Genomic DNA, 24,766 nt, shown 5'->3' on the forward strand with positions numbered 1-24,766 from the left:
TAGCCAATTTACATGAAGATCTTAGCTGTTTTATTGATGCTGGCCTCAGCGCCTGCTTATGCCCATATCCGTATCATGGATGCAGGTTTCTTTGAGGGAATCCTGCACCCAGTAGTGGGTGTTGATCACTTGATGGCCATGCTTTCTGTCGGAATTGTGAGTGCCAGACTAGGTGGTAAGTACGTCTGGACTATTCCTGCTTGTTTTATGCTAGCTATGGTATGTGGTGCGGGCTTTGCACTGAATGGCGTGCGTTTGATTCTGTCTGAGTTTGCTATTGCGCTATCGGTATTGGTGTTGGGTATTGCCATCTTCACCAGCTACAGACCTGCGATCATCATTGGCATTATCGGTACTGGCTTCTTTGGTATTTTCCATGGCTATGCCCATGGTTCAGAACTACCTCGATTAGCTAACCCTGAGCTATTTGCATCCGGCTTTCTCGTTGGAACAGCCCTCATCCACCTAGCCGGTGTAATGCTTGGAAAACTGGCCGAGAGACGAGAGCAATTCACTCAGTATCTCAACTATGCAGGAGCAGCGTTTGCGGGTATTGGTGGATATCTGGTGACAGAGTATCTGCCTCTGCTGATGCTTACCTATCGATAACTTCGTAGCTAAAAGCAAGCAAATGTATTTAAGAGTTAGCCTTGCAAAAGGCTAGCCCTTGCTATGCTTTCTTCACGTACTTAGCCGTGATTAGCACTTCACCCCAGCCCTCAACCTTGCAATCTAGCTGATGGTCTTTGGCGACAGTCACACGCTTAATAACGGCCTTTGCGCCAATCTTAACCACAGATGAACTCCCTTTAACTTTAAGGTCCTTGATAATAGTGACCTTGTCGCCCTGCTCTAGCTTGTTGCCGTTGATATCACGCACCGCATTCGCTTCAGCTTCGATGGCGTCTTGAGTCGGGTTCCACTCATAAGCACACTCAGGACAAACTAGGTTGTCTTGGTCTTGATACACGTATTCTGAATTGCAATTCGGGCAAGGAGGAAGAGACATCTATAGGTTCCGTTATTCTATTAATTGACGCAATGGTACTGAGAGCACAGGCTGGATGCGAGGGATCTAGTGCAAATTTTATGAAAGAGATATTTAGCTCAATGGCATCTGAGTGCCACTCTTTATCTCTTTCACCGAGATATTAGACTGTAGCCCACTCACCCCTTTGATGCGCCTTAAGCTACTAATGCGCTCAAAGAACTCATCCATGTCTTTTGCCACTAAGTGCACCATGTAATCAGCACCACCAGATATGCAATGACACATCACAATCCACTCGGTTTCTTTGGCAAACTCTTCAAAAGGTAGGGTCGACTCTTCTTCATGATTACCCATGGTAATTAGAGTAAAGCTGGAGATCTGAATGCCGAGTTTCTTGCGATTGAGCAGTGCTCGATAGCCATCGATATAACCCGCCTCTTCAAGCCTTTTCCAACGGCGCCAGCACGGTGTTTCGCTTAGATTCACCTTTTCAGCGAGCTTACTATTATTGATGCGCGCATCGTTTTGGATATGCCTCAAAATGGCTAGATCTATGTCGTCGAGGGTCATGTTAGGGGATTCTTTCTAAATAAACATCAGTATAGAAATATTCTGCTCAACTGGAAGCAAATGGCAACTCAAAAAGCAAATTAATTTCTGGATAAGTATTTAGACTTGTCTCCCTATCGCATATCAAACGGACCCTAAGTTAATGAGCTTCGAGCTGGCCATCGCCTTCATTTTGTTTTCTATTTCAATATCCATCACACCAGGCGCCGGCAACATCGCCTTGCTAGGTATATCTAGTCGCCATGGTTTCAACGCAGGTATCCCATTTGTACTTGGAAATGCACTGGGGATAATCGTTATTATGGTGGCTGCCAGTGCAGGATTAGTTAGCGTGTTAAGTCTCTACCCTGATCTTTACTTCGCAATGAAGTTAGCAGGTGTGGCCTACCTCCTATACATGGCTTGGGGTATAGCGACAGCCAAAATGGATGGGGACATAGAATCCAATCACTCTGGGGTTGTATCTGGAGTATTGATCCAGCTCCTGAACCCAAAAGGCTGGGTGGCATCACTGACCGTTTTTACTCAGTTTATTAACCCAGCCAATGATTATGTATCTCAAGTCGCCACCATCATCTCAGTCATGGTGGGTATAGGTGTTTTGTGTATGCTGGTATGGGCTTATTTTGGCACCATGTTGCAAAAGCTGTTGCAGTCGCCAAAACAGATGAGAGTGATAAATGGCTGTCTAGGTGGAAGCTTAGCTATAGTGGCAGTAATGATGCTGGGACAAGCCGGATAAAGTATCGAGCATGGCGCTATACCATGCTCGGATAGGTATTAGTAAAGCTCAGCAAACTCGGCGATTGGCGACTTGCCACGAAGTAGCAGAAAGTTTAGAAAGCGTGATGTTGAGGTGGTAAGGATCTTTTCTTCTTCAACACCGTGATGCTTCAGAAGCTCTTTAGCTAGATCGAGTCGCGCGATCTCCTCACAGAAATGAGCATCAGATCCTGTGGTAAAGAAAACACCCAAACGCTTACCTACTTTCACTATCTCTGAACAGCGCACATCACTACCTTTTCGGCTCTTGCCAGTAAGAGAAGTGTTGTTCACCTCGATCGCCACATTGTGCTCTTTAGCACAGCTCAGCACTGCCTCGATATCAAACTCATAGTTTGGATTACCAAGGTGACCCAGTACATCCACTCGTCCATTCTTAATCACATTAATCAGCGCACGAGTATGCACCTCAGGCGTCGATGGAGTGAATACTGGTTCATGAAAGCTAGCAATCACCCAATCTAGATGCTGATAGGACGATGGTGGTAAATCCAGTTCTCCCTCCGTATTCAAGGTATTCGCTTCCACTCCACGCAGTATGCCTACCCCATGTAAGAAACGAGGCAAGATACGCTGGTTATTGAAAAACCAGTAGTGCGGAGCACCCGGCATCTCTGGTGCATGGTCAGTTGAACAAAGAAGCTTGAGCCCTTTCTCTTTCGACGCCTGAGCATTCTCTATGATAGTGCTATATGCGTGCCCGCTGGCAAGGGTATGGGTATGGCTGTCGACAACTATCTGCATAGCCCCTCCTAGTTGATCTGCAGTGAACCATCTTGGTTCATATACAGGGTGAGATCCGCAGCTACCGAATGTTTCAGTACTTTCTCAACGTTCTTTGAATCTGAGTTGTTATAGAACTCCAGCGCATCCTCTGGGCTAGTGCCACCGCGTACCTTGCGGTCCACCAAGCGCTGCTTAAGAAAATCAGCTTCGGTATCGATAAAAATGGTGAAGTCTGCCAGCTCTTTAAGCCCCCTCCAGATTGGCTCATCTAGCAGTAACCAGTTGCCCTCGATAACCACCACATCTTTATCGACAGTAATCGCATCGTCTACTGGGTCATGCAGATTACGGTCATAATAAGGCCACTTAGGGTCTTTCACGCGCAGCTGTTTAAGCTTCTCGATAAGCTCGGTCAGATTAAAGGTCTCATAGGAGCCTTTAATACTGCGTAATGTGATCTGCTCGCCATCACGCTCGGTGTAATTTGAATCTAGAATTTCATTTGGATAGTGGAAGCCATCGAAAGGCAGAACCTGTACGGACTCTAAACCTTCATCTTGCTCAGACAGATGTTCCCAAAAAGCGGCTAAGGTGGATTTACCACTGCCTGGAGGCGCACATAGGAAGATAACCGTACGCTCATTAGTTTGCTGATGTATCTTGGTGAACTTTTCCACCAGCGGCTTATGAATTTGGATGATGTCTTGGTCGGGAAAGGTTGCTTCTGATTCGAAGCCACTGACATTTAATGAGACTTTCATGCTTAGCCTTATCCTAAAATCTCTCTTTCAACCTTCTCCAGTAGACTCTCACAAGAGAGCTTAAGTACTGATTTAACAAGGCTTTCGTAGCGCTCTTTAGAGAAAGCATCGAAAGAGGAAAACTTAAGTTTGTTTATGGATTGGAGATAGAAATTGTCATCTTGCTTACCCAGCACCGACTGATTGGAGATAAAGTCATACACTAGGTCATCATCAAAAAGGATCTTCTCCGTTTGCTGATTAGCAAAGTCGTGCATCTGCTCGAAGAGTCCGATATCTGCATAGGTCTCAAGAGAGATCTTACCCATTGCAAACATCAGCTTGGAAACCACATCGGTCTCTACAAGCGGGCCGTCTTCTTTCAGTAGCGGCGTCACCGCATACTCCATCACCAAGGCATCTTGGATAAACACCTTAGGTAACAGTTCTTTAAGCTTTAAATTGATTAGCTTATTGGAAACCTGCAGGAAGCAAGTGGCGTTCTCGCATCTGTCTATGGCGTCCAATAATTCTTCTAACGACAAGATGTTTCTATTCTCCGTAGAAGGTGCAGCAATAGCTGCACCCAACTTCACTATTAAATTGTCAGACTCACATCATAAAACTCAAGAAGAGCTTTTTCTGCTTGTTCGTTCCAAACGTAGTTATTCGCTTTCAAAATTGCGTCCAACTCGACAAAAAATGGGTCCACATCCGCTAGGGTATGGAACTCATCGATTGGAGTCAGAGGCAAATTGATATGCGGATAGATAAGTTTCTTACCACCTGGGATATCAAGTTGATTCAAGATGGTATGAGGCGCTGCTTCTAGACCACCTACGTGGGTTACCATGAAAGATGGGTTGATCTTTCCTGACTCAGAAAGCTCAATAGATTCAATCATATCGCCAGTAGAACCGCCAGATGTGCCCACAATATGCGTTGCTTCATAGTGTACGTTGTAGAAGTTAAACGGCACCTTAAATTGCTTATCTGTAGGGCCAGCAAAGAAGTTCAAACAACCGTCATTACCAAGCAGGTCATCCGCTTGCTCAAGTACTTGGCTTACCGCTGCATACACCATTACATCATCAAAGCCTCTACCCTCGTTGAGCGCTTTGAGGTGCTCAACAGGATTCTCAACCTTAGCCGTGTTCACGTAGAACAATTCGATACCGTTTTCTTTTGCCTTTGATACTGGGATCAGGCTCTCAGCGCGTGCAAGACGAGTTTCATCGATATCTGTCACCACAATGCGGCTCGGTTTCACTGGACCGTTGATAGCGTAATCGATAGCACCGATACCCATAGGACCCGCGCAAGCCAGCAGTGCAAGCGAGCCACCTTCTTTGATACCCATCTCGTGCTCATACACATAAGGCGTTGTGTGGTAGCTAGCGTGGAAAGCGCCGATGATGCAAGACATAGGTTCAGCTAGAGATGCATTGGCATAGTAAGTGCTCTTATATGGCAGTACACAGCCTAGGTCGATAGCCACTTTCGGGATGATAGAGTAAGTTGCATTACCACCGAAGGTTTCGTAGCTATAGCCTGGTGAATAACCCGTTGGTAGGCCCATAGCAGGTTGCAGTACAAATGGTTCTCCAGATTTGTATTTATCACGTAAGTTAGCGCCAACTTCTACGATAACACCTGCGTATTCGTGACCCGTCATTACTGGCACTTCATCGATGTTCTCTGGAACACGCTTATGTTTACTGCCAAGTAGCGCCGCCTTGTAAGTCGATAGGCAGATGCTGTTTGAGATGTTTTTAACTAGTAGCTCGTCATCAGAAATTTGCGGAAGATCGAAGGTTCTTAAACGAACGTCTTTTTCACCACAGATTACGGCAGCAGTTGTTTGAAGCATGGGAATTCTCTCCGAAATGTGGGGCCAAGCTCTGGCCCCAAATATTATGTTTATTAAGCTTGTTGACCGATGGTATCTAGTAGGTCATCTAGAGCTGGGTCGTGCATGAAGTTCTTGATGGTCACCACAGGCAGGCCTGTTGCTTTCACCGCCCTTGTCTCAAGGCTTTCGTGGGTTACCACCACATCCGCATCACTTGGGACTTTCTCGATAGCAAAGTTCTTCACCTCAACCTCATAGCCCGCTTTCTGCAGTTTGCGTTTGAAGGTTGATGCACCCATGGCACTCGAACCCATACCCGCATCGCATGCAAAGGCTACAAATTTGATATTCTTGGCTTCAGTTGTAGCTTGAGCTGTGTTGATTGCGCCTTCCGCTTTCATGTCTTTCATGTCAGATACAGATTTCTCGAACTCTTCTTCTGACTCTTCTTTCTTGCTCATCTTAAGGATTGCGCTTGCTACGATGAACGAAGCGATAGTTGCTGTTGTCACACCTGCGATGGTTGCTAGGAAGCCGCCTTTTGGTGTTAGAGCTAGGTAAGAGAAGATAGAACCTGGTGATGGACCCGCTACCAAACCTGCATCAAGTAGGTTGAAGGTTGCGATACCCGTTGCGCCACCAGCAATCATTGCCAGAATCATGGTTGGCTTCATCAGCACGTATGGGAAGTACAGCTCATGGATACCACCGAAGAAGTGAATGATGATTGCACTTGGTGCAGAACGCTTACTCAGACCTTGACCAAACTTAGCGTAAGCCAGCAGCATACCCAGACCTGGACCTGGGTTTGACGCCACCATGAAGAAGATAGATTTGCCTGTTTCAGCGGCCGCTTGTAGGCCAAGTGGGTAGTATATACCTTGGTCGATAGCGTTATTTAGGAACAGTACTTTCGCTGGTTCGTTGATAATAGCTAGCAGAGGTAAGAAACCTGTCGCAACTAGTGCCTCGATGCCAGTTTGAACGAACATGTTTGCTGCACTTACCGCTGGACCTACGATTGCGTAAGCAAACAGACACATCAGCATACCGAAAATGCCGAGAGAGAAGTTGTTTACCACCATCTCGAAGCCTGATGGAATACGGTCTTGGATGCGCTTATCGATTTGAACAATCACCCAGCCACTCAATGGACCCATGATCATTGCGCCCACAAACATTGGGATTTCAGCTCCAGCGATAACACCCATGGTACCGATAGCACCAGCAACGGCACCACGCTTGTCACCAACAATCTGACCACCGGTATAACCAATAAGTAGCGGTAGCAAATAGGTGATCATAGGACCAACCAATTCACCAAAATATTCGTTAGGGATCCATCCAGTTGGGATAAATAAAGCGGTAATAAAGCCCCAAGCAATAAAGGCTCCAATATTTGGCAACACCATCGCCGTCAAATGACCGCCGAAGGCTTGAACCTTAGCTCTCACATTTGTAGTCACGTTATTTTCCTTATTCTGTGGTTTTTATTAGTAGTTTTTTATAATATTCAGAACGTCATTCTTGGTATTGGCAGCGGCTAGCTTTTCAATATTGATTTCGTCACACAGCATTTCGCTCAAGGCTTGAATAACCTCTATATGGGTGTCGGAATCTTTAGCTGCTAGAGTAAGAAGAACGTTTGCTGGACCTAGGTCTGAGCCAAAGTCCACAGGCTTAGGGAATACATGAATACCTAAACCTGTTTTGATAACACCAGCCTCTGGGCGGGCATGAGGCATTGCTATGCCTGGGCATAGAACGTAGTAAGGACCATTTTCTTCCGTAGACTCAATGATGGCATTTGCGTAGTCAGTGGTGACATAGCCTTTATCTTCCAGATAGCGAGTGGTCTCTCGAACGGCGTCTTCCCACTGATAATCAGTATCGGCAATAACATCAATTAGGTCGTGATCGATGTGGTCGTAAAGCATAATGTTCCTCGGTGCTTCTATGCGTTGTTGATGTAACCATTATCGATACAAATATTTATTTGAAAAACGCGAGCATTTCGTGATGATTATCACGTAGAATATGAGGTCAATTGGTTTATTTGACGCTAGATCACAAATCATCTAAGTAATAAAATTACAATTTTTATATTTCACACAAGTCAACAAGCTAAATTTGACTAATGTCTAAATATTTGAATTTTAATAAATGAACACAAATGTGATTTGAGTCTTATTTCAATAATTGACACCTTTAATGTGTGACAAGAAGTACATTTATATTTAACGTCTCTGCGTGCGGTATCCACAAATAGAGTGATCCAGATCTCTTCTGAAAGTTTCTCTGCAGAATAATGTAACTCTTACACAACAAGTTATTCGTATTTAGGCCCTTTATTACTTCAATATTTTTAACGAAGCTACTGTCAGAGCTCTATCGATGTCAGTGCTAGTCTTACGTCGTAATCTAATCAATCGGGAAACTGTGTAATGTATGGAAGTGAGAAAACCCGCGCATTTTGTTGTAATTGCAAAGAACTGACTCTGCACCATTTCACCATGTTTAGTAGCCAGAAAACCAAATCTCCGAGACAGATGGGCTTGTTAGAACGATTATTCTCAGCGGGGAACTCCGGAGATTACAAGTGCTCAAGGTGTGGCACCTACCTGCACACACCTGACCATTTAGATTAGCCTCCAGACAAAATAAATAGGTGCTCAACTGAGGTTTTGCACCCAAAGTGCAAACGCAAATGCTGGTCTGTATACAATGCACTGCAGAACGAGTTTGGGCTTCTTTATCAACAGCTATGACCAGTAGTTTATTTTAGAGTTAGGCACCGCTTTGTTTATGGTCTTGACCTCTAGCCACTCACCCTCTGGCACGAAGTCACTTGCACGTGTAGACAGTATTGGCTTAGTGGTGCCGCGACTTGAAGCACTCACTTCCTATAGCTCAACTTTTTGTGGGTGTGACAAGGACTCGGAGCGGCTGCGTACAGGGGACGTACGCAGTTATCTCATATACTACTGTCTTCAGAAGCCGAGACGCATTCTAAAAAACCAACCACGCTACCGTAAATAGCCTGTGGTTGCTCTGTCATAAAAGCCCAGTACTGGTCGCCATACGAGAAATGCCACCATTCTCGCGAGTAATTCACGAACCCCGCTTCAGACATCACCTGCAACAACATAGCCCTGTTTTCTATGGCCTCTCTTGATAAGCCTGAAGCATTCATAGCGCACAATTCAGGAGAGACGCTGTTCCAATCTTTGAGCTCCATTCCAAAGTCTATAACTTGTCCTTTTCGGTCAACTATCTCAATGTCCACCGCACCACCGGTGCTATGTGGTGGATATAGTGTTTCGCCTGTGAGCGTTCTCGTCGGCGCTACGAGTTGGGAGGCAATATGATAGGCATCTTCATCTGACGAATGAGCCTTGCGTTGTAAAACACGCTCTAGTTGCTGCTCAAATAACTTCTCTTGGAACTCTGGAGAGCGATAACCTTCGTACAGACGAAAGCTCAAACCATCCGGTAGCGATTCCTCAGCACGCTGTAGCCTATCTAGCACACCTTGACGCACATAGTGATAACAGGCTTTGGTTTCCGGGCTCTCCGGTGGAGTGCCACATTTTATTTTTCCCTTTGCAGAGACCAACTTCTCGCCACACTCATGAACGGGTGTTGAAACCACTTCAGTGGCGGAGATGTCTATGTGCCCCATGTATTCAGTTCCTTTAAACCAGCAGTCTTTCAAGCATCTTGCACTGGCATGAGCGAGAACTCAAACACGATTGAAAAGGCATCTAGACATGAGAGGCAGAATTGGAGGCGCACCACCTTGTACCCCGACAACAACACGGTTGAGACGAGGCTATAGGTCTAATACAAAGAGCTGACTAGTGAAATCTATCTAAGGGATCATGCTGCCTGCCATTCATAACCCTCAGTTCTTTTTTTACTTCTAGATGGTTTTTAATCGCTTTTACCACTAGCGACCCAAATACTACACACGTCCAACCGATGAAGATCCACATAATGACATCTAGCATGGATTCCGCCATCGGAAGGAACATGTTCTCCATGCCTTCCGCGTTCATATTTTAAGCCTTGTTTTTTTATTTTTTGCCTGACGTTGCACGTTAAATATATGCCTAAACGCACAGCGTTTGGTTAAATTTTACACAAAGAGAATTTAGGTCACGTTTCTTGCTGATTTCCTATGAAACACAGCTCAACTATGAGGCAGTTTGCGAAAAATCTGCTTATCCATAAAATCCATGTCAAGGTGTGCTAACGTGCCACTATCTCGAGAAAGGATGCACCTAATGACACCAGAACAACTTAAGCAGTATTTAAATCGAGTCGGACTCAACGACGCACCTCAGGTTTCAGAGTCAGGGCTGACAACACTGCAAAATGCTCAACACAGACGTATTCCATTTGAGAACATGGATGTAGCAGTAGGCAAGAAGATTGAACTTAGTGAGCAAGCGATATTTGAAAAACTCATCACCAACAATCGCGGAGGCTACTGCTTTGAGGTAAATAGTCTGATGCTCAGAGCATTAGAGGCTTTCGGCTTTGAGGCTAAACCGCTTCTCGGAAGAGTACATTTAGCTGAGCAACCCTCTGGTCGCAGTCATCAAGTAAGCTTGGTTACATTAGATGGCAAAGAGTGGATCGTGGATGTTGGCTTCGGTTCCCAGACTCCGAGACAGCCCCTTCCTGTTGTGCTCAACACTGAGTTAGTAACGGATATGCAGACTTTCCGCCTCATTGAGGATGCACAGTTTGGCATTATGCTCCAGATTAAAGAGCAAGATGCTTGGCTCAACTTGTATAGTCTAGATATGGCCCATGTCTGTTCAGGTGATATCGAGATGGGCAACCACTATACCTGTACTAGCCCAAACTCTGTCTTCACCTATAACTGCACTGCGGCCATGCCAAACGACAAAGGCATAGTGACCTTGCTAAATAGCACCCTCAAGATCAAAACTCAGCATGAGGTACGAGAGATCACCCTTGAGGATGAAGCGTCTTACCTTAATGCCCTTAAAGTCCACTTTGGTATAGAGTTAGATGTGGACTTCAAGGACCTTGCGAGACATTTCTAGAGACTATTCAATCTCTACAGGTGGCCTAAATAGCATCTCATGCATCACAACATCATCAGGCAGCGACAGGATCGCTGCTATGGTTTTGGCCACACTCTCTGGGCTCATATATTGTGGTCTCGATTGCTCTCTAAAGTTAGTATCTGTGCCACCGGGGAATAGGGTTGAAACCTTGATTCCATGAGGCTGTGCCTCTTTCATCAAGATGCTGCTGAATCCCGCAAAACCTTGCTTCATAGCGGTATAAACACTCATGGATTCATTGGCGCGTTTGGCAACCGTGCTCACCACGTTGATGATGGTGCCGCTCTCGTTTGGTTTCATTACCTTAAGAGCCTTTTGACAAAGAAGCGCTGGGGCTCTTAAGTTGACCGCATATTGAAAGTCGAACTCCTCCAAAGAGAACTCATCGATCATCGCCTTTCTGGTGTTGAGTCCAGCGTTATTGATCAATACATCAAGGTGACCAAGTTGATGCACAGCCAGCTCAAACATGTCATCCAGTTCATTCGTATTAGCCAGATCTGCTGCTATCACTAAGCATTGATGCTCATTCTCTAGCTGTTGTAGTTTATCTCTGTTTCGACCCGTCGCCACAACCTTATGGCCCTGCTTACTGAGCAGTTTCGCGAGCTCGAACCCAATACCACTGGTTGCCCCAGTCACTAGAATATTCAAACCATTCGTCTCTTAATTATTGGAAAGCTTCATCCTCGCACAAATGTAACTGCAAAACTCAGCTACGCCCGTGCTTAGCGCTGTTTTCCTGAGAACTATCCCCATTTATGTTTAACAAGTTGTAAACGGTCAGAATGAGATTCACTTCCCATTCAGACTTGGCGTGCAGCAAGCGCTGCTGATAATAATGACCTAGTGCGTGTGAATTGTTCGCTGTTAGTACCTTGTTCATTTGCTTAGCCTCTTTGTTTAACCCATGAAAATTATTACGCTAAAGTAAGAAGACAAAAACAGAGAACATTACCAACTATTCTTCCTCTATTAGGCATATAATGGCGTTAATACGCTAAAAAGTGTCCAAAGCAGGAAGACGATGAAGTACGAACATCCCAGTTTACTCGAGATAAGACGACTACCTTATTTCTCTCGCATTGCAGCCTTGGGCAGTCATTTAGAGCTCAAAGTCACCCTGCCTGAAGTGGCAGAACTGATGATCACCAGCCCTCGTAATGCTCGAACCTTGCTCAAGCAAATGGCAGAGTCAGGATGGTTAGAGTGGACGCCAGCAATAGGCCGAAATAAACGTTCTTCGCTTTATCTCAACTACTCACAAGAAGAGCTCTCTCATCACCTCGCTAGAACACAGATGGCATTGGGAGAGTATCAAACCGCTTTGGAGCTAGTGGATAACGATAGAAGCGTGTTTGAGAAGCTGTTGGTGACCACATCAGGGGCTCAGATGCGCGAAGACGCAGTGCATATCCAGTTGACCTACGAGCGCAGATTCTCGCGCCTGCTTCCTCATAAACCTCAGCGCAATGGCGAACGTTTCCTACTCAGACAGATCTATAGCTGTTTAACCAAGTGCGATAGCAATGGCTTTATCAGCCCAGATCTCGCTCATCACTGGAGCTACGACGAAGCTAATCTGTCATGGACCTTTTTCCTAAGGCCAGGGCTTACTTTCCATGATGGGCAGGAGATAGATGCAGCTCAAGTGGCCGAGCTATTCGAAAATCTCAAGGCAGAATCTTGGTATCAAGATGAGCTGAAGCATCTGGACTCGGTCACAGCGAAAGGAAAAACCTGTTTGGTGTTCAAACTAACCAAGCCAGACCTCGGCTTACCTGGTCTAGTCTCAGGCATCAAGTATTCGATACAGCCTGCTAAACAGCTCACCAATCCAGAAAGCATAAACGGCAGTGGCATCTTTAAGATCAAAGAGCACTCACAACACGCGCTCACTCTGGAGGCTTATGAAAACTTCCACGGTTTTCGAGCTCTGCCAGAGACCGTCACCATCTGGTACACCCCAGAGCAAAACATTCCTTACCTACTAGAGAAGCTACGAAGTCCAGATGAAACCTCAGAGCAAGTAGCAACGGATACCAACAACCAAGAGAAAAGCATCGCTCGTATTGAAGATGGTTGCTTGGTTACCCTCTACAATGGCACAAGCAACAAGCTATCCGATGGACAGAAATCAACCTTGAACCAGTTGATTGCGGCGGTCAGAGAACCGATGCGCGAGGGGCTAAAACGAACCACACCACCGAATCGAAAACCGCCTTCAGATGCGTTTAACCTTCTACCGAGTTGGACTCGGGTATCTAAGCTAGGTTCGACGGATGAATTACTGCCAAGAGAGCTATCCATCGCCTACTTCACTCATAAAGGATTGAAGGTTTGTGCCGAGCAAATAGCCGAGATACTGGAGAAATCCGGTACCCGATGTACGATAAATGAGTTCTCTCATGCTGAGTTGTATCAATTGGTTGAATCCGGAGAGCTTAAAGATGATCTGCTACTAACTAGCCTTAATTTTGATGACAATCGCCCTTCTTCTATTTTCAGCTGGATGAGCTCAGACCCCTTATTGTTGGCAAGCTTAACCGAACAAGAAAAGGTATGGATACTTGAGGAATTAGATAACCTGCGCGCGCACAAAAGCTATCCGGAATACCTTAAAGGGCTAGAGTCTATCTCCACCAGCCTGATCTCATCGTTCAAGCTATTGCCACTTTTTCATCACACCCAAACTATTCAGTTTGAAGAGATCTTCAAGGGGGTGAGTATCAATGCATGGGGTTGGCCTAGCCTGCAAGACATCTGGTATTTCGAGCCTAAAAACTAGGGTCTGTTGACCATTTGAGTTTGTTTTTGTAGCGAATTGTTGGGTATTTATACAAGGCAGGTACTTTTAGGTGTAGTGGTTCTACATGAAAAGTGCCTAACTCAGTAGAAAGGGCAAACAAACGCTAGAAACGGCTTAAATCCAGTTCAATTGCATCTCCTAGCCAATAGGCGTGTTCGGTATGATCCTTAAGATCATCACCGGTTACGCCATGCACCAGCACAGATAAGCCATCTCTTTCACTATCTAGCCAAGGGATCACAGCGTCAAAATCGTCTTTGGTGAAGATAAGCTGACAGCTCCATTTGGTATGGGGTCCTACGTTTCTTTGGTGCACTCGCCCTATCTGTAAGCCAAACTTATCTCCCGCTTGATGGCAGAGTTTAGTAGCGAAATCTAGGCTAATTGCATCGAAATAGACGTGAGCGTGATAGTTGACGTGTGCATTGATGGGTCTTTTCGGATTTTCCATATCGATTCTTTTCCTTGATAGAAAAACAGGCTCGAAGATAACTCCGAGCCTGTTTAGTGTAGTTAGATTAACTAAGACTAAGCTTGTTCTAACACAAAGTGTTCAACTTTGCCCTGTTTAGACTGTTTTGAGCGATACATAGCCTTGTCTGCATTATCTACGAGTTGCAGGGCATCGACAGTATCTCGAGGTGCTACAGAAACACCGGTACTGAACCTAACCTGGAGTTGATGCCCTTTGTATAAAATTGGCTCTCGAATGCTCTCGACTAGATTTTGAACCACCTTTTCGACATCCTTTTCTGAGCGCACGGATTGAAGCAATACGATAAACTCATCACCGCCAAAGCGATAAACCTCATCGGTAGCTCGAAGCAAAGATTTTAGCCTCTGGGCGACGGTCTGAAGCAAGACATCCCCATACTCATGCCCAAGCTGGTCGTTGATCTGCTTGAAGCCATCCATATCGATAAAACAGAGGCCAACGTACTTTCCTTCCGCCTGACTCACCTCTATAGAGTTTTCAATATCGGTATACAGGGTAATGCGGTTCTTCACCTTAGTCAGCTCATCGGTGTGAGCCTTGATATGCAGATCTTCATGTCTGCGATGCACACTCTCACTCATCTTATAGAAGCGCCCCATCAGATAACCAATCTCATCCTTCGGTAGGTAGTCCACTACATCCTGTCGCTTACCTTGCTCCACCTTCTGCGTCGCATCCACCAACTTGGTGAGTGGGCTAAACAAAGCACGGTTAATGGTGATCAAAGTAAACAGAGCAAGGAAGACCATGATCAAGCCCTCGATGACTATCATCATAGTGATATAAGCCCGGGCCTCGCGGTAGTCGCCATTACGCTGTTCGAGCAGTCGTTTCTCTTCACCATCAAAGGAAGAAAGGTAAGCGCGAATGTTGTCCATATACTGCTTACCCGCGTTGGAACGAACCACAGCAAGGGCCTGAGACGGCTCGATGTTATACATCTCTATGGTTTGAGCCAGTTCTTCTAGCTTGTAATCAATATCGACAATCAGCTCATCTAGAAGCTCTTGCTGACCGGGGTTATCTGAAGTGAGTGACTTGAGCTCTGCCCAGATCTTCTTAATCTCATCGCGAGAGCGGAAATAAGGTTCTAGATAGTAGTTTTGCCCTGTAAGCAGGTAACCCCTCTGTCCCGTTTCTGTATCTGAGATAGCGTTTAGCAGTTCTCCAGATTTCTGCAGAACCTGATTAGTATGCACTACCCACTGCAGCTTATTTTCACTGCGAGATTCGAGCACATATACAAAGCCAATATTGGCAATGGAAAAGAAGAACAGCGTCCCAAGTAGGAGCCTAAGTTTGGTTTTTATGGTCACGAAATCAATCCTTTGCAGTTCGCATTATTATTCGAGTGCGGCTTCCAGCCTACGACAAATATTATCCGCTAATCGGTGACTAGCAATATTTCGCTCGATCACAGATGAATCTATGTGATTAGAATCAACAACTTGTAGCCAATCCGTCATCATTGAGTGAAAGCCCTTGCTCGCTAACATAGGCGTCCAATCCTTAAGGTTTAATTGCTGAACTGAATTGTTCTGCAAGTATTTACCAGAGACGAAAGAATCAAACTCATAGGCGCGATTTTGATAACAGGCAGACACGGTTTCTCGGGTAATACCAAATTGACGATTCATGCTCGCTTGCAACAAGGTGTTGCCCGTCTGCCATTGCACATCGATTCGACCCAGCTTATCACCCACCTTTTGGGTAAAGATTTCAACGCCTTCTAGACTCGATTGTGCATTGAGGTTGATGCTATCTAGGGGATGAATAAAGTCGTCAAAAATGAAGGTGCGAATATCGCCGGGAAGATCGAACCTATGCTTCTCCCATCGAAGAGACAGGAGATCCCCAACCTTACCGTTAGCCAGTTCAGTTACATGCTGGTTGTAAAGGGGAATATGGCGGCGATTAAAGCCCACATACAGAGGGACGCCTTTGCTAATCGCCAGTTCGTAAAGCACATCCACATCATCGGCGTTGTCGGCCAAAGGCTTATCGACAAAGGTTGGGACACCTTTTTCTAGAAAGAACTTTGCCAATTGAACGTGCGCAGAAGTTGCGGCATGTATCATAACTGCGTCGACACCAGACTTAAGTAGCTCTCGGTAGTCCGAGCAAACTTCAGAGATTCGATACTGCTGTGCCAGTGACTTCATCACCTCTGAAGATCGAGTGCTAAATACAAGCTCTACGCCTGCTAATTGAGTGATATAAGGGAGATACGCTTTCTGCGCAATATCGCCTAAACCAATGATTCCTAACTTCATTTTCTTCCGTACCTTGAGGGAGCAGGCTTCAATATAGCAAACAGAGCAGCCGATTAAGATCGACAGGTATACATATTTGCACTTAATTGATCATCGGGACGATCCTCCCTACTTCTTGTGCGAGATCTCTTACAAAGAAGTCAGCGATCTGACAGATATTTCATGGCAATCTCCCGAAAATAAAGTTAAGTCATTGTTTTTAATGAATAAGTTATTTTTCACTCACAGGTAAACAGATAAAAATACGCCATACATGATTGTTACAGCCCGCTATACAGACGATACTAACCATGTCGACAGGAAGTTGGCAGGAAAAGGAACAAACCCTAACGGATTAGGTATCTTCAGGAAGAAGATTTGATAACTAAGGATTCGGTTATCAGCAAGGAAGTGAAGCTCTAGGATAGAGTTCGCCCGTCAGGATGACAGGCTAGGATGGACACCGCTAGGATGGCGACGACATGGAACTAGGTTAACGGATTTTAACCACTATCAAGGAAAGATGCAGGGAGCACTTTTAGTAGCCGGATTGCTGCGAAAGAGAATAGACCCCATCAGGTTCGCCTGGTGGGGTTTTATTTTGTCCGTAGTTTATGAACCCCTTATCTCCTATCGAGAATAGACTTCCACTTCGATTAGGTTCGCCTTGTCAGGTTATATTTTTTCTTCAATTTGAAACCCTTACCCTCCACCGATAATAGACTTCCACTTCAATTAGGGTAAAACCAGTTGGGGTTTTATTTTGCCTGCAATTTGAGCTATCAGCTATCAGCTATCAGCTATCAGCTTAAAAATGATAAAGCCCCATTCAAAGAATGAGGCTTGGTTTTTATTTAGCGGCTAATAAGGTCACGCGACTGCTTCTTTGTCCCGAAGGAGAAACACTGCGGATAAGAACGACTCCGCTAACCTCAGGCTTTTTCTCATCAAAGTAGGTCTGCCAGCTTTCACCCATATTGGTTGAATACTCCATAGCGATACCCGGATAAGACACGTTCATGACCAGCTTTCCTTCTTTAACTTCAGCACCTGGTACAGGTAATCTGAAGTGAAGGTCTCGCAGTTCAGCCTTGGCCAGTTCTCGCTGACCCAAGATATTGACAAATCGACTCCAATCTCTATTAAGTGCATTCAAATCAGTGTGTTTGGTTGATGAGGAATACTCAGTATTAGCCTCATACTCCTGCTCCCAATCTCCTGTATTCCAGCTTCTCTCTGCAACCGCAAACAGACGTGGGAAGGTCATATATTCGTATTGATCGTCGGTACGAATAGTCTCTGACCAAAGCGCCGCTGATATGCCATATACCTTAGGTGCAGCTGCATCTGGGGAGTTCGCAACGTACTTTTTACCTTCACGGTCAACGGTCAGTTCTGCATTCTGGGCTAGGTTTTCTGGCACAAATGAGAAGGCTTTCTTGGTATCGGTAGCTCGAGTCGCCCAATAGTATCCGCGCTCGTGCTTATCTACTTCATAAGGCATATCAAAGTAGACAAAGTCAGGGTTCGACAATACCAACTCGTAGCCATCATTCACCAGTTGGTTAGCCTTTGCTGGCGCGCCCAAAGCAACGGTATCCCACAGGTTCACCCGTACATTTTCGGTGGCAAACTCTTCACTGCCCTTGTTGTATTTCAAGCCATCCGACCAAATCTGGAAGGTAGGGATATGGTTAGCCTCAACAATCTCAGATACCTCTCCTGAAAAGTAAGTGAGTAGACCATTAGCATCAGAAATACCCTCTGCCTGCATCATATCCACACATCGAGGAGAGAGCTCATAAGGTTTATTCTCCTTGGATAGGTCGATGCTACCTTTACCCTCAAGCGATGCTTCTGAATGGTCTTGGAAACCCGAGCCTAACTTAATGTTTTTGGCTTCATCACCACCGTAATGCCAAGCGTTGAGAGGCATGTCCGCTTCTTTATGCATGGCTTTCACCTCAGAGATAACCTTAGCCACAAAGCGCTTTGATGAGGTCAAACAAGGGTTAATAAAGCTCTGACGATCGTAAAACTGAACCGTAGTGACATTGGATAAATCCTGTGGATCTATCAGTCGATATTCTTCCGCTTTTTCTTGTTCACCCTGCTCCATGTAGTGCTGATATCTTGCTTCCATAGATACAACAGCCGCTCGCGAGTGAGCTGGCATGTCAATCTCAGGGATTACCTCGATATGGCGAGCCTTAGCGTACTTTAGAATCTCGACATAGTCTTCTCGGCTAAAATAGCCTGATCCAAAGTTATTGCTGTCTGCTCCCGAGCCTAGCTGCGGTAGCAAGCACGTACGCTCACTCGGGTCGAAGCAGCGGTTGCCACCCACTTCAGTCAACTCAGGAAGACCAGGGATCTCAAGTCGCCAACCTTCATCTTCACTGAGATGCAGATGAAGTTTATTCATCTTGATTGCTGACATCTGATCCAGCGTTTTCAAGATAGACTCTTTTGAATGGAAGTTGCGCGCCACATCAACCATATAACCGCGATATTCCATGCGTGGGTGGTCGATAACCTTCATGGTCGGTATGGCGTGCGAACTCATAGGGTCAATCAAGCTAAGTACTGACTGCAGAGCATAGAAGACACCGGTATCATTGTGTGCTTCTATTAAGATTTCATCCTCTGTGATTTCTAAACGATATCCTTCCGCACTCTCTACTTGTGAGCGAGAGTCAAAGCGCACCTTCACAGGGATACCAGAATTGCTGACCTCTACCCCCAGAAGCTCAAATTGGCCAACAAGTGCCTGACGAGAGGCTTTCGCGAGAGGCAGACTTGATAGATCAATACCTGTTTCTAGGCTCAACTCACTGCCAGTTACTTCAACACTCTTAGGTGTTGGTAGTATCTCCTTGGCTACATCAAGGTGTTGTGTGTTTTTGTGTTTCTTAAAGCGACTGCTTGCAGTTGCTCTTTCATTGTTATCGAGCTCTGAAAAGTAAACCTGCTTGCCCGACAAACCCTCAACAAACTCACTCGAGTCCTCGGTATTAGTGGACTCTAAATTGCGCGCTTCGGCATTAGGCGCAGTGATGAATGCTCTTGGCATAAAGTCGGTATTAGTGGCATACCAAGATTCGGCAACTAAAGGAATTTCAAAGGTTTTCTGTTGCTCGAAACCGGTAAATTTTTCGGTAGGTTCAATCTTATGCAGGTCACCTGTGATATGAGTGACTTTGAAGGCATCATTATCTGAAGAGAGGATAGGACGTATACTGTGGAAATAAATCTGCCATTCTTTAATGTCGATATCTCGACCTAGATTAGTCAATACTAGATTGATTCTATTGCAGGCCGCATAGTCTGCTCCGAGTTCGCCGCACTCAACACCCTGGCTGTTACCATGATTGGTGACTATCTCGAAGTTCATATCAAGGGAACTGGCCAGAAAATCGACTTCTTGTTGGGTGGACGGAGCCTTAGGTGCACATGCCGACAAACCTAAAACCAAAGCACTAGCGATAACTGTTTTCTTAAACATTTGGACCTAACTAGGAATAAAAAACGCGAGCTAACCGTCCGTAGAGCTCGCGTAAAGGCATCTATAGCGACGGGAAGGGACAAGGAAATAAACCCTTCAAACGCCAGAGCCAAATTGGACAAGGAGTGAGTCCATCAGCACTCCAAAATGAAACTTGACGAGCCCTTAAATCTTCAGCGTTAAGACATTGATTTAATTAGGCCCTATTTGAGGTGAATGCCATATCAAGCAGAAAAAACCACGCACGAAATAAGCGCAGCTATCGATAAGGCCACAAGCACCTTTTTCAATAGTTTTCCTCCAGAAGAGTCAAATATTTCAAAAAGTTAATTTTCGGCACAATTTAAGTGATTCCCTTGAACCTGAATAATGAAATATCTAACATCTAGATATTCTAAAGTGGAATATCATAAACTCATGAATTACGAAGAAATCGCCAAAATTGACCTTAACTTGCTCAAGATCCTCAAAGTGCTAGGAGAGGAAAGAAACACTCGCCGAACTGCCGAGCGTATGTTCGTAGGGCAATCAACAATTAGTAAGGCTCTGAAGAAACTGCGTGAACTATTTGAAGATGAGATGTTTGTGCGTAAGGCTCATGGGCTGAGTCCAACCCCGAAGTGTGAAGCCGTTCTAATGCAACTCCCAGTCGTGTTTGAGGCTATTGACGGTATGTTTAATCCATTCTGGGAATTCAATCCAAATACCTATCAAGGGGACATCACAGTAGCGGTCAATTCCTCATTTCTTCAACCGATAATGAAGCGTCTCTATCCCAAACTCCGTGCTCAAGCACCTTTGGCAGAATTAAAATTGATCAATTGGACGTGGGACACCGAAGCTAAACTTCAGCAAGGTCAAGTGGATATTGGGGTTAACTTCTCTATCCTAGACACCTCGATAAAAGTGCGTAATGAACCCATATGCAAAGCAAAATACGGGGTATGTTGCTTAGCAGATTCAGAATTTGCCCAAGCCGAAATAACCGTAGATGCTTTATCACAACAGAATATAGTTCTCATGCTTATGCCAGATTTTGCTGACCGAACAAGCTTTATCGAGCGAGTGTTAGCTCAGGCACAGTTAAGCTCACAGGTTGTCTTCCGCAGCGATCAACTAATCACATGTCTCGAAGCCATCAAACATGAAAACGCCATCATGCCAGCATCTACTCTGGTTAGGTCAGCTCTGCCTAAAGAAATGACTATGCGCCCTCTACCTAAAGAGATACCGACTCCGGGAGGAGAGATTTCCCTCTATTACTCCAACATTAATCGACAAAATCCTAAGCTAACTTGGCTACGAGAACTGCTCTCTGAAACCCTGTTGGAGATGGAATAACCAATCGTCACCTTGAAGTAGAATGGTACTTTGAGACGATCTTCCCGAGCCTTTGTAAGAGATCTCTCACAAACGAGTCAGCGATCTGACTAAAGTTTCATAACAGTCATGAATGCAGCTCTGTAAGCCACTGTTTATATTAGACTTGTTATTTTTTGTTCAGATGTAAACTACTAAAAATACGCCATACATGATTGTTCTAAAGCACCAGAAAGAAGATACTAACCACGTCGACAGGATGTTGGCAGGAAAAGGAACAAACCCTAACGGATTAGGTATCTTCAGGATGAAGATTTGATAACTTAGGATTAGTTATCAGCAAGGAAGTGAAGCTCTAGGATAGAGTTCGCCCGTCAGGATGACAGGCTAGAATGGACACCGCTAGGATGGCGACGACATGGAACTAGGTTAACGGATTTTAACCACTATCAAGGAAAGATGCAGGGAGCACTTTTAGTAGCCGGATTGCTGCGAAAGAGAATAGGCCCCAGCTGATGCAAATCAGTTGGGGCTTTATTTTAAGCTCAATTTGAGCGTTTCAGACGCTCTGACTCACATAGCTCGCTCTAGCAGACACTTTCTTCATTCCTGACCAAAGTCTTACTTTTCCTCTACTTGTCAGTGTGTTACTTGTCATACAGTAAGCAAAAGCCTGTCCAGCATTGAAGAATAACTATAACAACGTCAGTTGGAGCAAACCCCAGAGCAGATCGCCTGGGGTTTTTTTTATTCAGAGTCAGCTTCTGCCGCTGTCATCCCCGGCATAAGATCATCAATAGTCGCGATATAACGCTCGATTACTGGATGTTCAAGCTGCTCTTCTTCACGCAGTATCCATCGCTGTTCAAGTTTCAGGTCGGTATAGGTGCCGTCTTTAAACTCACCACGCCAACGAACCTTAAATCTCACTTCGTATTTGCCATTGGCGAGAAACAGTACCTCAAGCTTATCGATGTCATGGTCATCAGATACCAGCAAGCCGTGAATCCAACGATGCCATTCCAAAAACTCCTCGCGAGAGCGGATCTTGTAATCAGGAAAATCTACATGAATATCGCTAGCTACTAGCTCGGAAAACGCCTCAGCTGGAACAAGCTCTTTCCCTACCGTTGCGCGCTCGTACATAGCGAACACCTTATAAACAAAGCTCTTGATGTCGTTGAGTGTGAACTTTCGCTGTTGAAACTCGTTGATAAGGGAGTCATAGGAAGTGGTTTTGTATTGCATACTTGGCTCCTGATGCTTAATGGCTTTAGCATACGCCATTAGGCAGTTCGTAGAAGTCTAGGTTTAGCTAATTGATTATTAGATAAAAACTAACAGCCACTATTCCACGCTAGGTGGAACCTCTGTCCAAAGCTTATGCTCAAGCTTCAACTGATAGCCATGCTTGTAAAGGTCTTGCATATAAGCTTCCTCTGACTGCTCTCGATTTGGCTCAAAATCCGAGTCAATATAGGCCAGTTTGAAGTTAAACTCATGCTCTTGTGAGAAGTGATACAGAAACTCCACATCTCCTACTCCTTGGTTACGAATAAGCGCTGACAATGAGCGAGAAGATATATCCGCAAACTCGTAAGGAACCGGCTGATAGGTAGGTTTCAGACGACTATTGCGAATCACGTAGATATTTTGCTCACGTCCAAAATTTGGTATGTCATGACGCGCCCACTGTGGCACCAGAAATACTTGCCTTGAGACACCGCCGTCAACGTGCATCTCATCATAAGAATGCACACCGTCGTCTATGGTGATTAGCTTGGCAGGAAAGGCTCCTGGAATCGTGCTACTGGCGATAATCACCTCTTGGATGAGGGTTCGCGCATCGTCGTTGCCCACCTGCGCTATCTTGCCGATATCCCAGATAGCCATCTTCTCGTTATCTAGGTTAGTAGTACCCACTAATAAGACGCGGCTTTTGCTCCTCTCTTCGGCGAGCTTTTTCATCATCTCATCGGTAATGGCATCACGAACCTTACTCTCAAAGCCTTGTGTGTCCAGCAAGGCTCTTTGCGAAAACATTGAGAATATGGAGTTAAGACGAAACATCTCATCAAGAGGCGTAGCGGTATAGTAGTTCTTGAGTTCATCATCATAGTCTTCACCTAGGTAGGCAAATACCGAGACCAGTGCACCGGTAGAAACACCCGTCACTACATCAAACTCTGGTCTTTCACCGCTTTCGCTCCATGCATTCAAGACACCCGCGGAGAAGGCACCATCAACACCGCCACCAGAAAGCGCTAGGTAATTGAATGCCTCGCCCTCGGGTTTATCCTCGGCCATTTTTGCAAAGCCTGAACTAGGGTCATAGCCAGTGATGTTGGTACTCACGCCATCCCACACCCGCAAGCCTTCCACGCCTAGCGGGTGAATAAACTGAGAATCCATAGAGACATTGCGCTCAGGGGCAGAACTGCAAGCCACCAGCAAACCGGAGAGAGCCACAACCATAAAGTGGCGCTTAAATTTGCAGGTGTTGTTGTTCATGCTCTGTCTCTTGGTCTAACTGCTGCGGTGCCATGTTCGAAAAAACATGATAATGAATTCATCTTTCCTTGATTAGTGGCCATCAGCGAGATTGATTGTCACAAAAATTGTGTCGATACCTTTTAGTATCAAATCAGACAGTGCTAACTCCATCCAGTAGCCATTAACCTTTGATAACAGTTTATAGAATGAAGTATTAAATAAGTGAACTGGAAGTGCACTTGCCTCAACAGGAGGCAAGCGGATCTGTAATTTCCTTATCGGTAGGCGATGTAGTCAAAGCTGTATTGGTTCACTCTGAAATAGTGAATGGTGTATTCGAACACCTCACCGCTAGCAAGCTCACCTACAGAATCAACCCTAATAACAGGTTGCGATACCTCAATATTGAGTTCGTTTGCGGTGGCTATATCTAAAATCTGCGGCTTAATAGATTGTCGAGATAGCTTAATCTGAAGTCCTTTTGTTTTCTCGATATAGTCATATTTAGAGCTTCGCATCGCACTGATGCTGAGGTCTGGAAACAGGGCTACAGGCAAAAACGTGTGTTCTAAAACTTCGGGTTCATCATCGATAAGTCTCAAACGGCGTATAGAATAAACCTCTTCACCCAAATCCAGTTCAAGCTTTTCCGCCACCAACTCGTCACACTCAATCAACTCAAAGGTAATGATCTTAGAGCTCGGTGTTTTACCTTGTGCTGAAACCTCTTCAACAAAGCCACTTAGCTGCAAAGCATTATGTTGGGCCTTAGGCGCTTTTACGTAGGTACCACTACCACGCTGCCTGAATAGCAGGTCCTTTTCCACCAGCTTTTGCATCGCCTTTCTGATGGTAACTCGACTGACATCAAACTCCTGTTGAAGCTCTCCCTCGGTAGGCAACATTGAACCTGCTGGCAGTTCTCCACTACTGATTCTCTCAATCAAAATATCAGCAATCTGCAAGTATCTTGGCTTATTCATGGTTACTCCTCTATGACGGACACATGCTACCCACAAAACGTGACAAATAATACATTAATAGTACTTTTCTTTGTTTTTACCGTGATCCCTGTAATACGAAGCAACTAAAGTATCCCAAATGTATTGCCTACCATAATACTTTTG

At 45.2% G+C, this 24,766-nt stretch carries 24 protein-coding genes; 6 read left to right on the top strand and 18 right to left on the bottom strand.

The genetic code is table 11. The features are described 5' to 3' along the window. Window positions 1–12: 12 nt before the first annotated feature. Complete coding sequence (locus tag Pcarn_RS15905) at window positions 13–609, top strand: HupE/UreJ family protein (RefSeq protein WP_261836904.1); 597 nt, start codon at window positions 13–15, stop codon at window positions 607–609. A gap of 61 nt (window positions 610–670) precedes the next feature. Here Pcarn_RS15905 and Pcarn_RS15910 read toward each other — a convergent pair whose 3' ends face one another. Both Pcarn_RS15910 and Pcarn_RS15915 read right to left on the bottom strand, forming a co-directional pair. After that, window positions 671–1,009, bottom strand: a complete 339-nt coding sequence (locus Pcarn_RS15910; protein WP_261836905.1) for a zinc ribbon domain-containing protein YjdM — start codon at window positions 1,007–1,009, stop codon at window positions 671–673. A gap of 93 nt (window positions 1,010–1,102) precedes the next feature. Next, a complete protein-coding gene (locus Pcarn_RS15915; protein WP_261836906.1) occupies window positions 1,103–1,561 on the bottom strand; it encodes an Lrp/AsnC family transcriptional regulator in 459 nt (152 codons plus the stop codon). A 142-nt stretch (window positions 1,562–1,703) separates the two neighbouring features. Between Pcarn_RS15915 and Pcarn_RS15920 the strand changes: the two genes are divergently transcribed. Beyond that, the gene (locus tag Pcarn_RS15920) at window positions 1,704–2,303 is read left to right on the top strand and encodes a LysE family translocator (protein ID WP_261836907.1); all 600 of its coding nucleotides are present in this window, start codon (window positions 1,704–1,706) and stop codon (window positions 2,301–2,303) included. A gap of 38 nt (window positions 2,304–2,341) precedes the next feature. Here the strand turns inward: Pcarn_RS15920 and Pcarn_RS15925 are convergent, their stop codons facing one another. Genes Pcarn_RS15925 through Pcarn_RS15950 form a run of 6 tightly spaced genes read right to left on the bottom strand, consistent with a single transcriptional unit; the run spans window position 2,342 to window position 7,599 of the window. Beyond that, window positions 2,342–3,088, bottom strand: coding sequence for a phosphatase (locus Pcarn_RS15925; protein WP_261836908.1), 747 nt, complete (start codon window positions 3,086–3,088; stop codon window positions 2,342–2,344). An 8-nt stretch (window positions 3,089–3,096) separates the two neighbouring features. After that, window positions 3,097–3,831 (bottom strand): nucleoside/nucleotide kinase family protein, encoded by a 735-nt coding sequence (locus tag Pcarn_RS15930; RefSeq protein ID WP_261836909.1) that lies wholly within the window; start codon window positions 3,829–3,831, stop codon window positions 3,097–3,099. An 8-nt stretch (window positions 3,832–3,839) separates the two neighbouring features. Beyond that, window positions 3,840–4,355 carry an MltR family transcriptional regulator gene (locus Pcarn_RS15935; protein ID WP_261836910.1) on the bottom strand — a complete coding sequence of 172 codons (516 nt, stop codon included), beginning with the start codon at window positions 4,353–4,355 and terminating at the stop codon, window positions 3,840–3,842. Between the two features lie 53 nt (window positions 4,356–4,408). Further along, window positions 4,409–5,680, bottom strand: coding sequence for a zinc-binding dehydrogenase (locus tag Pcarn_RS15940; protein ID WP_261836911.1), 1,272 nt, complete (start codon window positions 5,678–5,680; stop codon window positions 4,409–4,411). Window positions 5,681–5,733: 53 nt separating this feature from the next. Next, window positions 5,734–7,128 carry a PTS mannitol transporter subunit IICB gene (locus tag Pcarn_RS15945; protein WP_261836912.1) on the bottom strand — a complete coding sequence of 465 codons (1,395 nt, stop codon included), beginning with the start codon at window positions 7,126–7,128 and terminating at the stop codon, window positions 5,734–5,736. A gap of 27 nt (window positions 7,129–7,155) precedes the next feature. Beyond that, on the bottom strand, window positions 7,156–7,599 hold the full coding sequence (locus tag Pcarn_RS15950) for a PTS sugar transporter subunit IIA (protein WP_261836913.1): 444 nt from the start codon (window positions 7,597–7,599) through the stop codon (window positions 7,156–7,158). Between the two features lie 507 nt (window positions 7,600–8,106). Here Pcarn_RS15950 and Pcarn_RS15955 point away from each other — a divergent pair. Continuing rightward, window positions 8,107–8,310, top strand: coding sequence for a hypothetical protein (locus tag Pcarn_RS15955; RefSeq protein WP_261836914.1), 204 nt, complete (start codon window positions 8,107–8,109; stop codon window positions 8,308–8,310). A gap of 326 nt (window positions 8,311–8,636) precedes the next feature. On the opposite strand, the gene Pcarn_RS15960 is transcribed toward Pcarn_RS15955, so the two are convergent. Further along, window positions 8,637–9,344, bottom strand: coding sequence for a M15 family metallopeptidase (locus Pcarn_RS15960; protein WP_261836915.1), 708 nt, complete (start codon window positions 9,342–9,344; stop codon window positions 8,637–8,639). 604 nt (window positions 9,345–9,948) lie between these two features. On the opposite strand from Pcarn_RS15960, the gene Pcarn_RS15965 reads away from it, so the two are divergent. After that, on the top strand, window positions 9,949–10,740 hold the full coding sequence (locus tag Pcarn_RS15965) for an arylamine N-acetyltransferase family protein (RefSeq protein WP_261836916.1): 792 nt from the start codon (window positions 9,949–9,951) through the stop codon (window positions 10,738–10,740). Window positions 10,741–10,743: 3 nt separating this feature from the next. On the opposite strand, the gene Pcarn_RS15970 is transcribed toward Pcarn_RS15965, so the two are convergent. Then, a complete protein-coding gene (locus Pcarn_RS15970; protein WP_261836917.1) occupies window positions 10,744–11,418 on the bottom strand; it encodes an SDR family oxidoreductase in 675 nt (224 codons plus the stop codon). A 58-nt stretch (window positions 11,419–11,476) separates the two neighbouring features. Continuing rightward, a complete protein-coding gene (locus Pcarn_RS15975; RefSeq protein ID WP_261836918.1) occupies window positions 11,477–11,650 on the bottom strand; it encodes a hypothetical protein in 174 nt (57 codons plus the stop codon). 141 nt (window positions 11,651–11,791) lie between these two features. Here Pcarn_RS15975 and Pcarn_RS15980 point away from each other — a divergent pair, with 141 nt between their 5' ends. Beyond that, on the top strand, window positions 11,792–13,552 hold the full coding sequence (locus tag Pcarn_RS15980) for an SgrR family transcriptional regulator (RefSeq protein WP_261836919.1): 1,761 nt from the start codon (window positions 11,792–11,794) through the stop codon (window positions 13,550–13,552). Window positions 13,553–13,676: 124 nt separating this feature from the next. Here Pcarn_RS15980 and Pcarn_RS15985 read toward each other — a convergent pair whose 3' ends face one another. From Pcarn_RS15985 to Pcarn_RS16000, 4 genes are all read right to left on the bottom strand, one after another. After that, entirely contained in the window at window positions 13,677–14,024 is a 348-nt protein-coding gene (locus Pcarn_RS15985) for a DOPA 4,5-dioxygenase family protein (RefSeq protein WP_261836920.1), read from the bottom strand. A gap of 77 nt (window positions 14,025–14,101) precedes the next feature. Continuing rightward, window positions 14,102–15,385, bottom strand: a complete 1,284-nt coding sequence (locus tag Pcarn_RS15990) for a diguanylate cyclase domain-containing protein (protein ID WP_261836921.1) — start codon at window positions 15,383–15,385, stop codon at window positions 14,102–14,104. A gap of 27 nt (window positions 15,386–15,412) precedes the next feature. Further along, window positions 15,413–16,342, bottom strand: coding sequence for a Gfo/Idh/MocA family protein (locus Pcarn_RS15995; protein WP_261836922.1), 930 nt, complete (start codon window positions 16,340–16,342; stop codon window positions 15,413–15,415). A gap of 829 nt (window positions 16,343–17,171) precedes the next feature. Next, window positions 17,172–19,826, bottom strand: a complete 2,655-nt coding sequence (locus tag Pcarn_RS16000; RefSeq protein ID WP_261836923.1) for a beta-N-acetylhexosaminidase — start codon at window positions 19,824–19,826, stop codon at window positions 17,172–17,174. A gap of 417 nt (window positions 19,827–20,243) precedes the next feature. On the opposite strand from Pcarn_RS16000, the gene Pcarn_RS16005 reads away from it, so the two are divergent. Beyond that, window positions 20,244–21,167, top strand: a complete 924-nt coding sequence (locus Pcarn_RS16005; protein WP_261836924.1) for a LysR family transcriptional regulator — start codon at window positions 20,244–20,246, stop codon at window positions 21,165–21,167. Between the two features lie 726 nt (window positions 21,168–21,893). On the opposite strand, the gene Pcarn_RS16010 is transcribed toward Pcarn_RS16005, so the two are convergent. From Pcarn_RS16010 to Pcarn_RS16020, 3 genes are all read right to left on the bottom strand, one after another. Then, a complete protein-coding gene (locus Pcarn_RS16010; RefSeq protein ID WP_261836925.1) occupies window positions 21,894–22,394 on the bottom strand; it encodes a hypothetical protein in 501 nt (166 codons plus the stop codon). Between the two features lie 99 nt (window positions 22,395–22,493). Next, entirely contained in the window at window positions 22,494–23,657 is a 1,164-nt protein-coding gene (locus Pcarn_RS16015) for a patatin-like phospholipase family protein (protein ID WP_261836926.1), read from the bottom strand. 257 nt (window positions 23,658–23,914) lie between these two features. Continuing rightward, window positions 23,915–24,622, bottom strand: coding sequence for a GntR family transcriptional regulator (locus Pcarn_RS16020; protein WP_261836927.1), 708 nt, complete (start codon window positions 24,620–24,622; stop codon window positions 23,915–23,917). Window positions 24,623–24,766: the final 144 nt, after the last annotated feature.

Origin of the sequence: Vibrio ishigakensis, from assembly GCF_024347675.1 — a bacterium.
Lineage (GTDB): Bacteria > Pseudomonadota > Gammaproteobacteria > Enterobacterales > Vibrionaceae > Vibrio > Vibrio ishigakensis.

Bases quoted from the DNA above. Each gene is read 5' to 3' on its own strand.
- Pcarn_RS15925 (WP_261836908.1), bottom strand. From the start codon at position 3,088: ATGCAGATAGTTGTCGACAGCCATACCCATACCCTTGCCAGCGGGCAC.
- Pcarn_RS15940 (WP_261836911.1), bottom strand. From the start codon at position 5,680: ATGCTTCAAACAACTGCTGCCGTAATCTGTGGTGAAAAAGACGTTCGT.
- Pcarn_RS15965 (WP_261836916.1), top strand. From the start codon at position 9,949: ATGACACCAGAACAACTTAAGCAGTATTTAAATCGAGTCGGACTCAAC.
- Pcarn_RS16015 (WP_261836926.1), bottom strand. From the start codon at position 23,657: ATGAACAACAACACCTGCAAATTTAAGCGCCACTTTATGGTTGTGGCT.
- Pcarn_RS15955 (WP_261836914.1), top strand. From the start codon at position 8,107: ATGTATGGAAGTGAGAAAACCCGCGCATTTTGTTGTAATTGCAAAGAA.
- Pcarn_RS16010 (WP_261836925.1), bottom strand. From the start codon at position 22,394: ATGCAATACAAAACCACTTCCTATGACTCCCTTATCAACGAGTTTCAA.
- Pcarn_RS15920 (WP_261836907.1), top strand. From the start codon at position 1,704: ATGAGCTTCGAGCTGGCCATCGCCTTCATTTTGTTTTCTATTTCAATA.
- Pcarn_RS15905 (WP_261836904.1), top strand. From the start codon at position 13: ATGAAGATCTTAGCTGTTTTATTGATGCTGGCCTCAGCGCCTGCTTAT.
- Pcarn_RS15910 (WP_261836905.1), bottom strand. From the start codon at position 1,009: ATGTCTCTTCCTCCTTGCCCGAATTGCAATTCAGAATACGTGTATCAA.
- Pcarn_RS15980 (WP_261836919.1), top strand. From the start codon at position 11,792: ATGAAGTACGAACATCCCAGTTTACTCGAGATAAGACGACTACCTTAT.
- Pcarn_RS15985 (WP_261836920.1), bottom strand. From the start codon at position 14,024: ATGGAAAATCCGAAAAGACCCATCAATGCACACGTCAACTATCACGCT.
- Pcarn_RS16020 (WP_261836927.1), bottom strand. From the start codon at position 24,622: ATGAATAAGCCAAGATACTTGCAGATTGCTGATATTTTGATTGAGAGA.
- Pcarn_RS16000 (WP_261836923.1), bottom strand. From the start codon at position 19,826: ATGTTTAAGAAAACAGTTATCGCTAGTGCTTTGGTTTTAGGTTTGTCG.
- Pcarn_RS15950 (WP_261836913.1), bottom strand. From the start codon at position 7,599: ATGCTTTACGACCACATCGATCACGACCTAATTGATGTTATTGCCGAT.
- Pcarn_RS15975 (WP_261836918.1), bottom strand. From the start codon at position 11,650: ATGAACAAGGTACTAACAGCGAACAATTCACACGCACTAGGTCATTAT.
- Pcarn_RS15930 (WP_261836909.1), bottom strand. From the start codon at position 3,831: ATGAAAGTCTCATTAAATGTCAGTGGCTTCGAATCAGAAGCAACCTTT.
- Pcarn_RS15960 (WP_261836915.1), bottom strand. From the start codon at position 9,344: ATGGGGCACATAGACATCTCCGCCACTGAAGTGGTTTCAACACCCGTT.
- Pcarn_RS16005 (WP_261836924.1), top strand. From the start codon at position 20,244: ATGAATTACGAAGAAATCGCCAAAATTGACCTTAACTTGCTCAAGATC.
- Pcarn_RS15915 (WP_261836906.1), bottom strand. From the start codon at position 1,561: ATGACCCTCGACGACATAGATCTAGCCATTTTGAGGCATATCCAAAAC.
- Pcarn_RS15995 (WP_261836922.1), bottom strand. From the start codon at position 16,342: ATGAAGTTAGGAATCATTGGTTTAGGCGATATTGCGCAGAAAGCGTAT.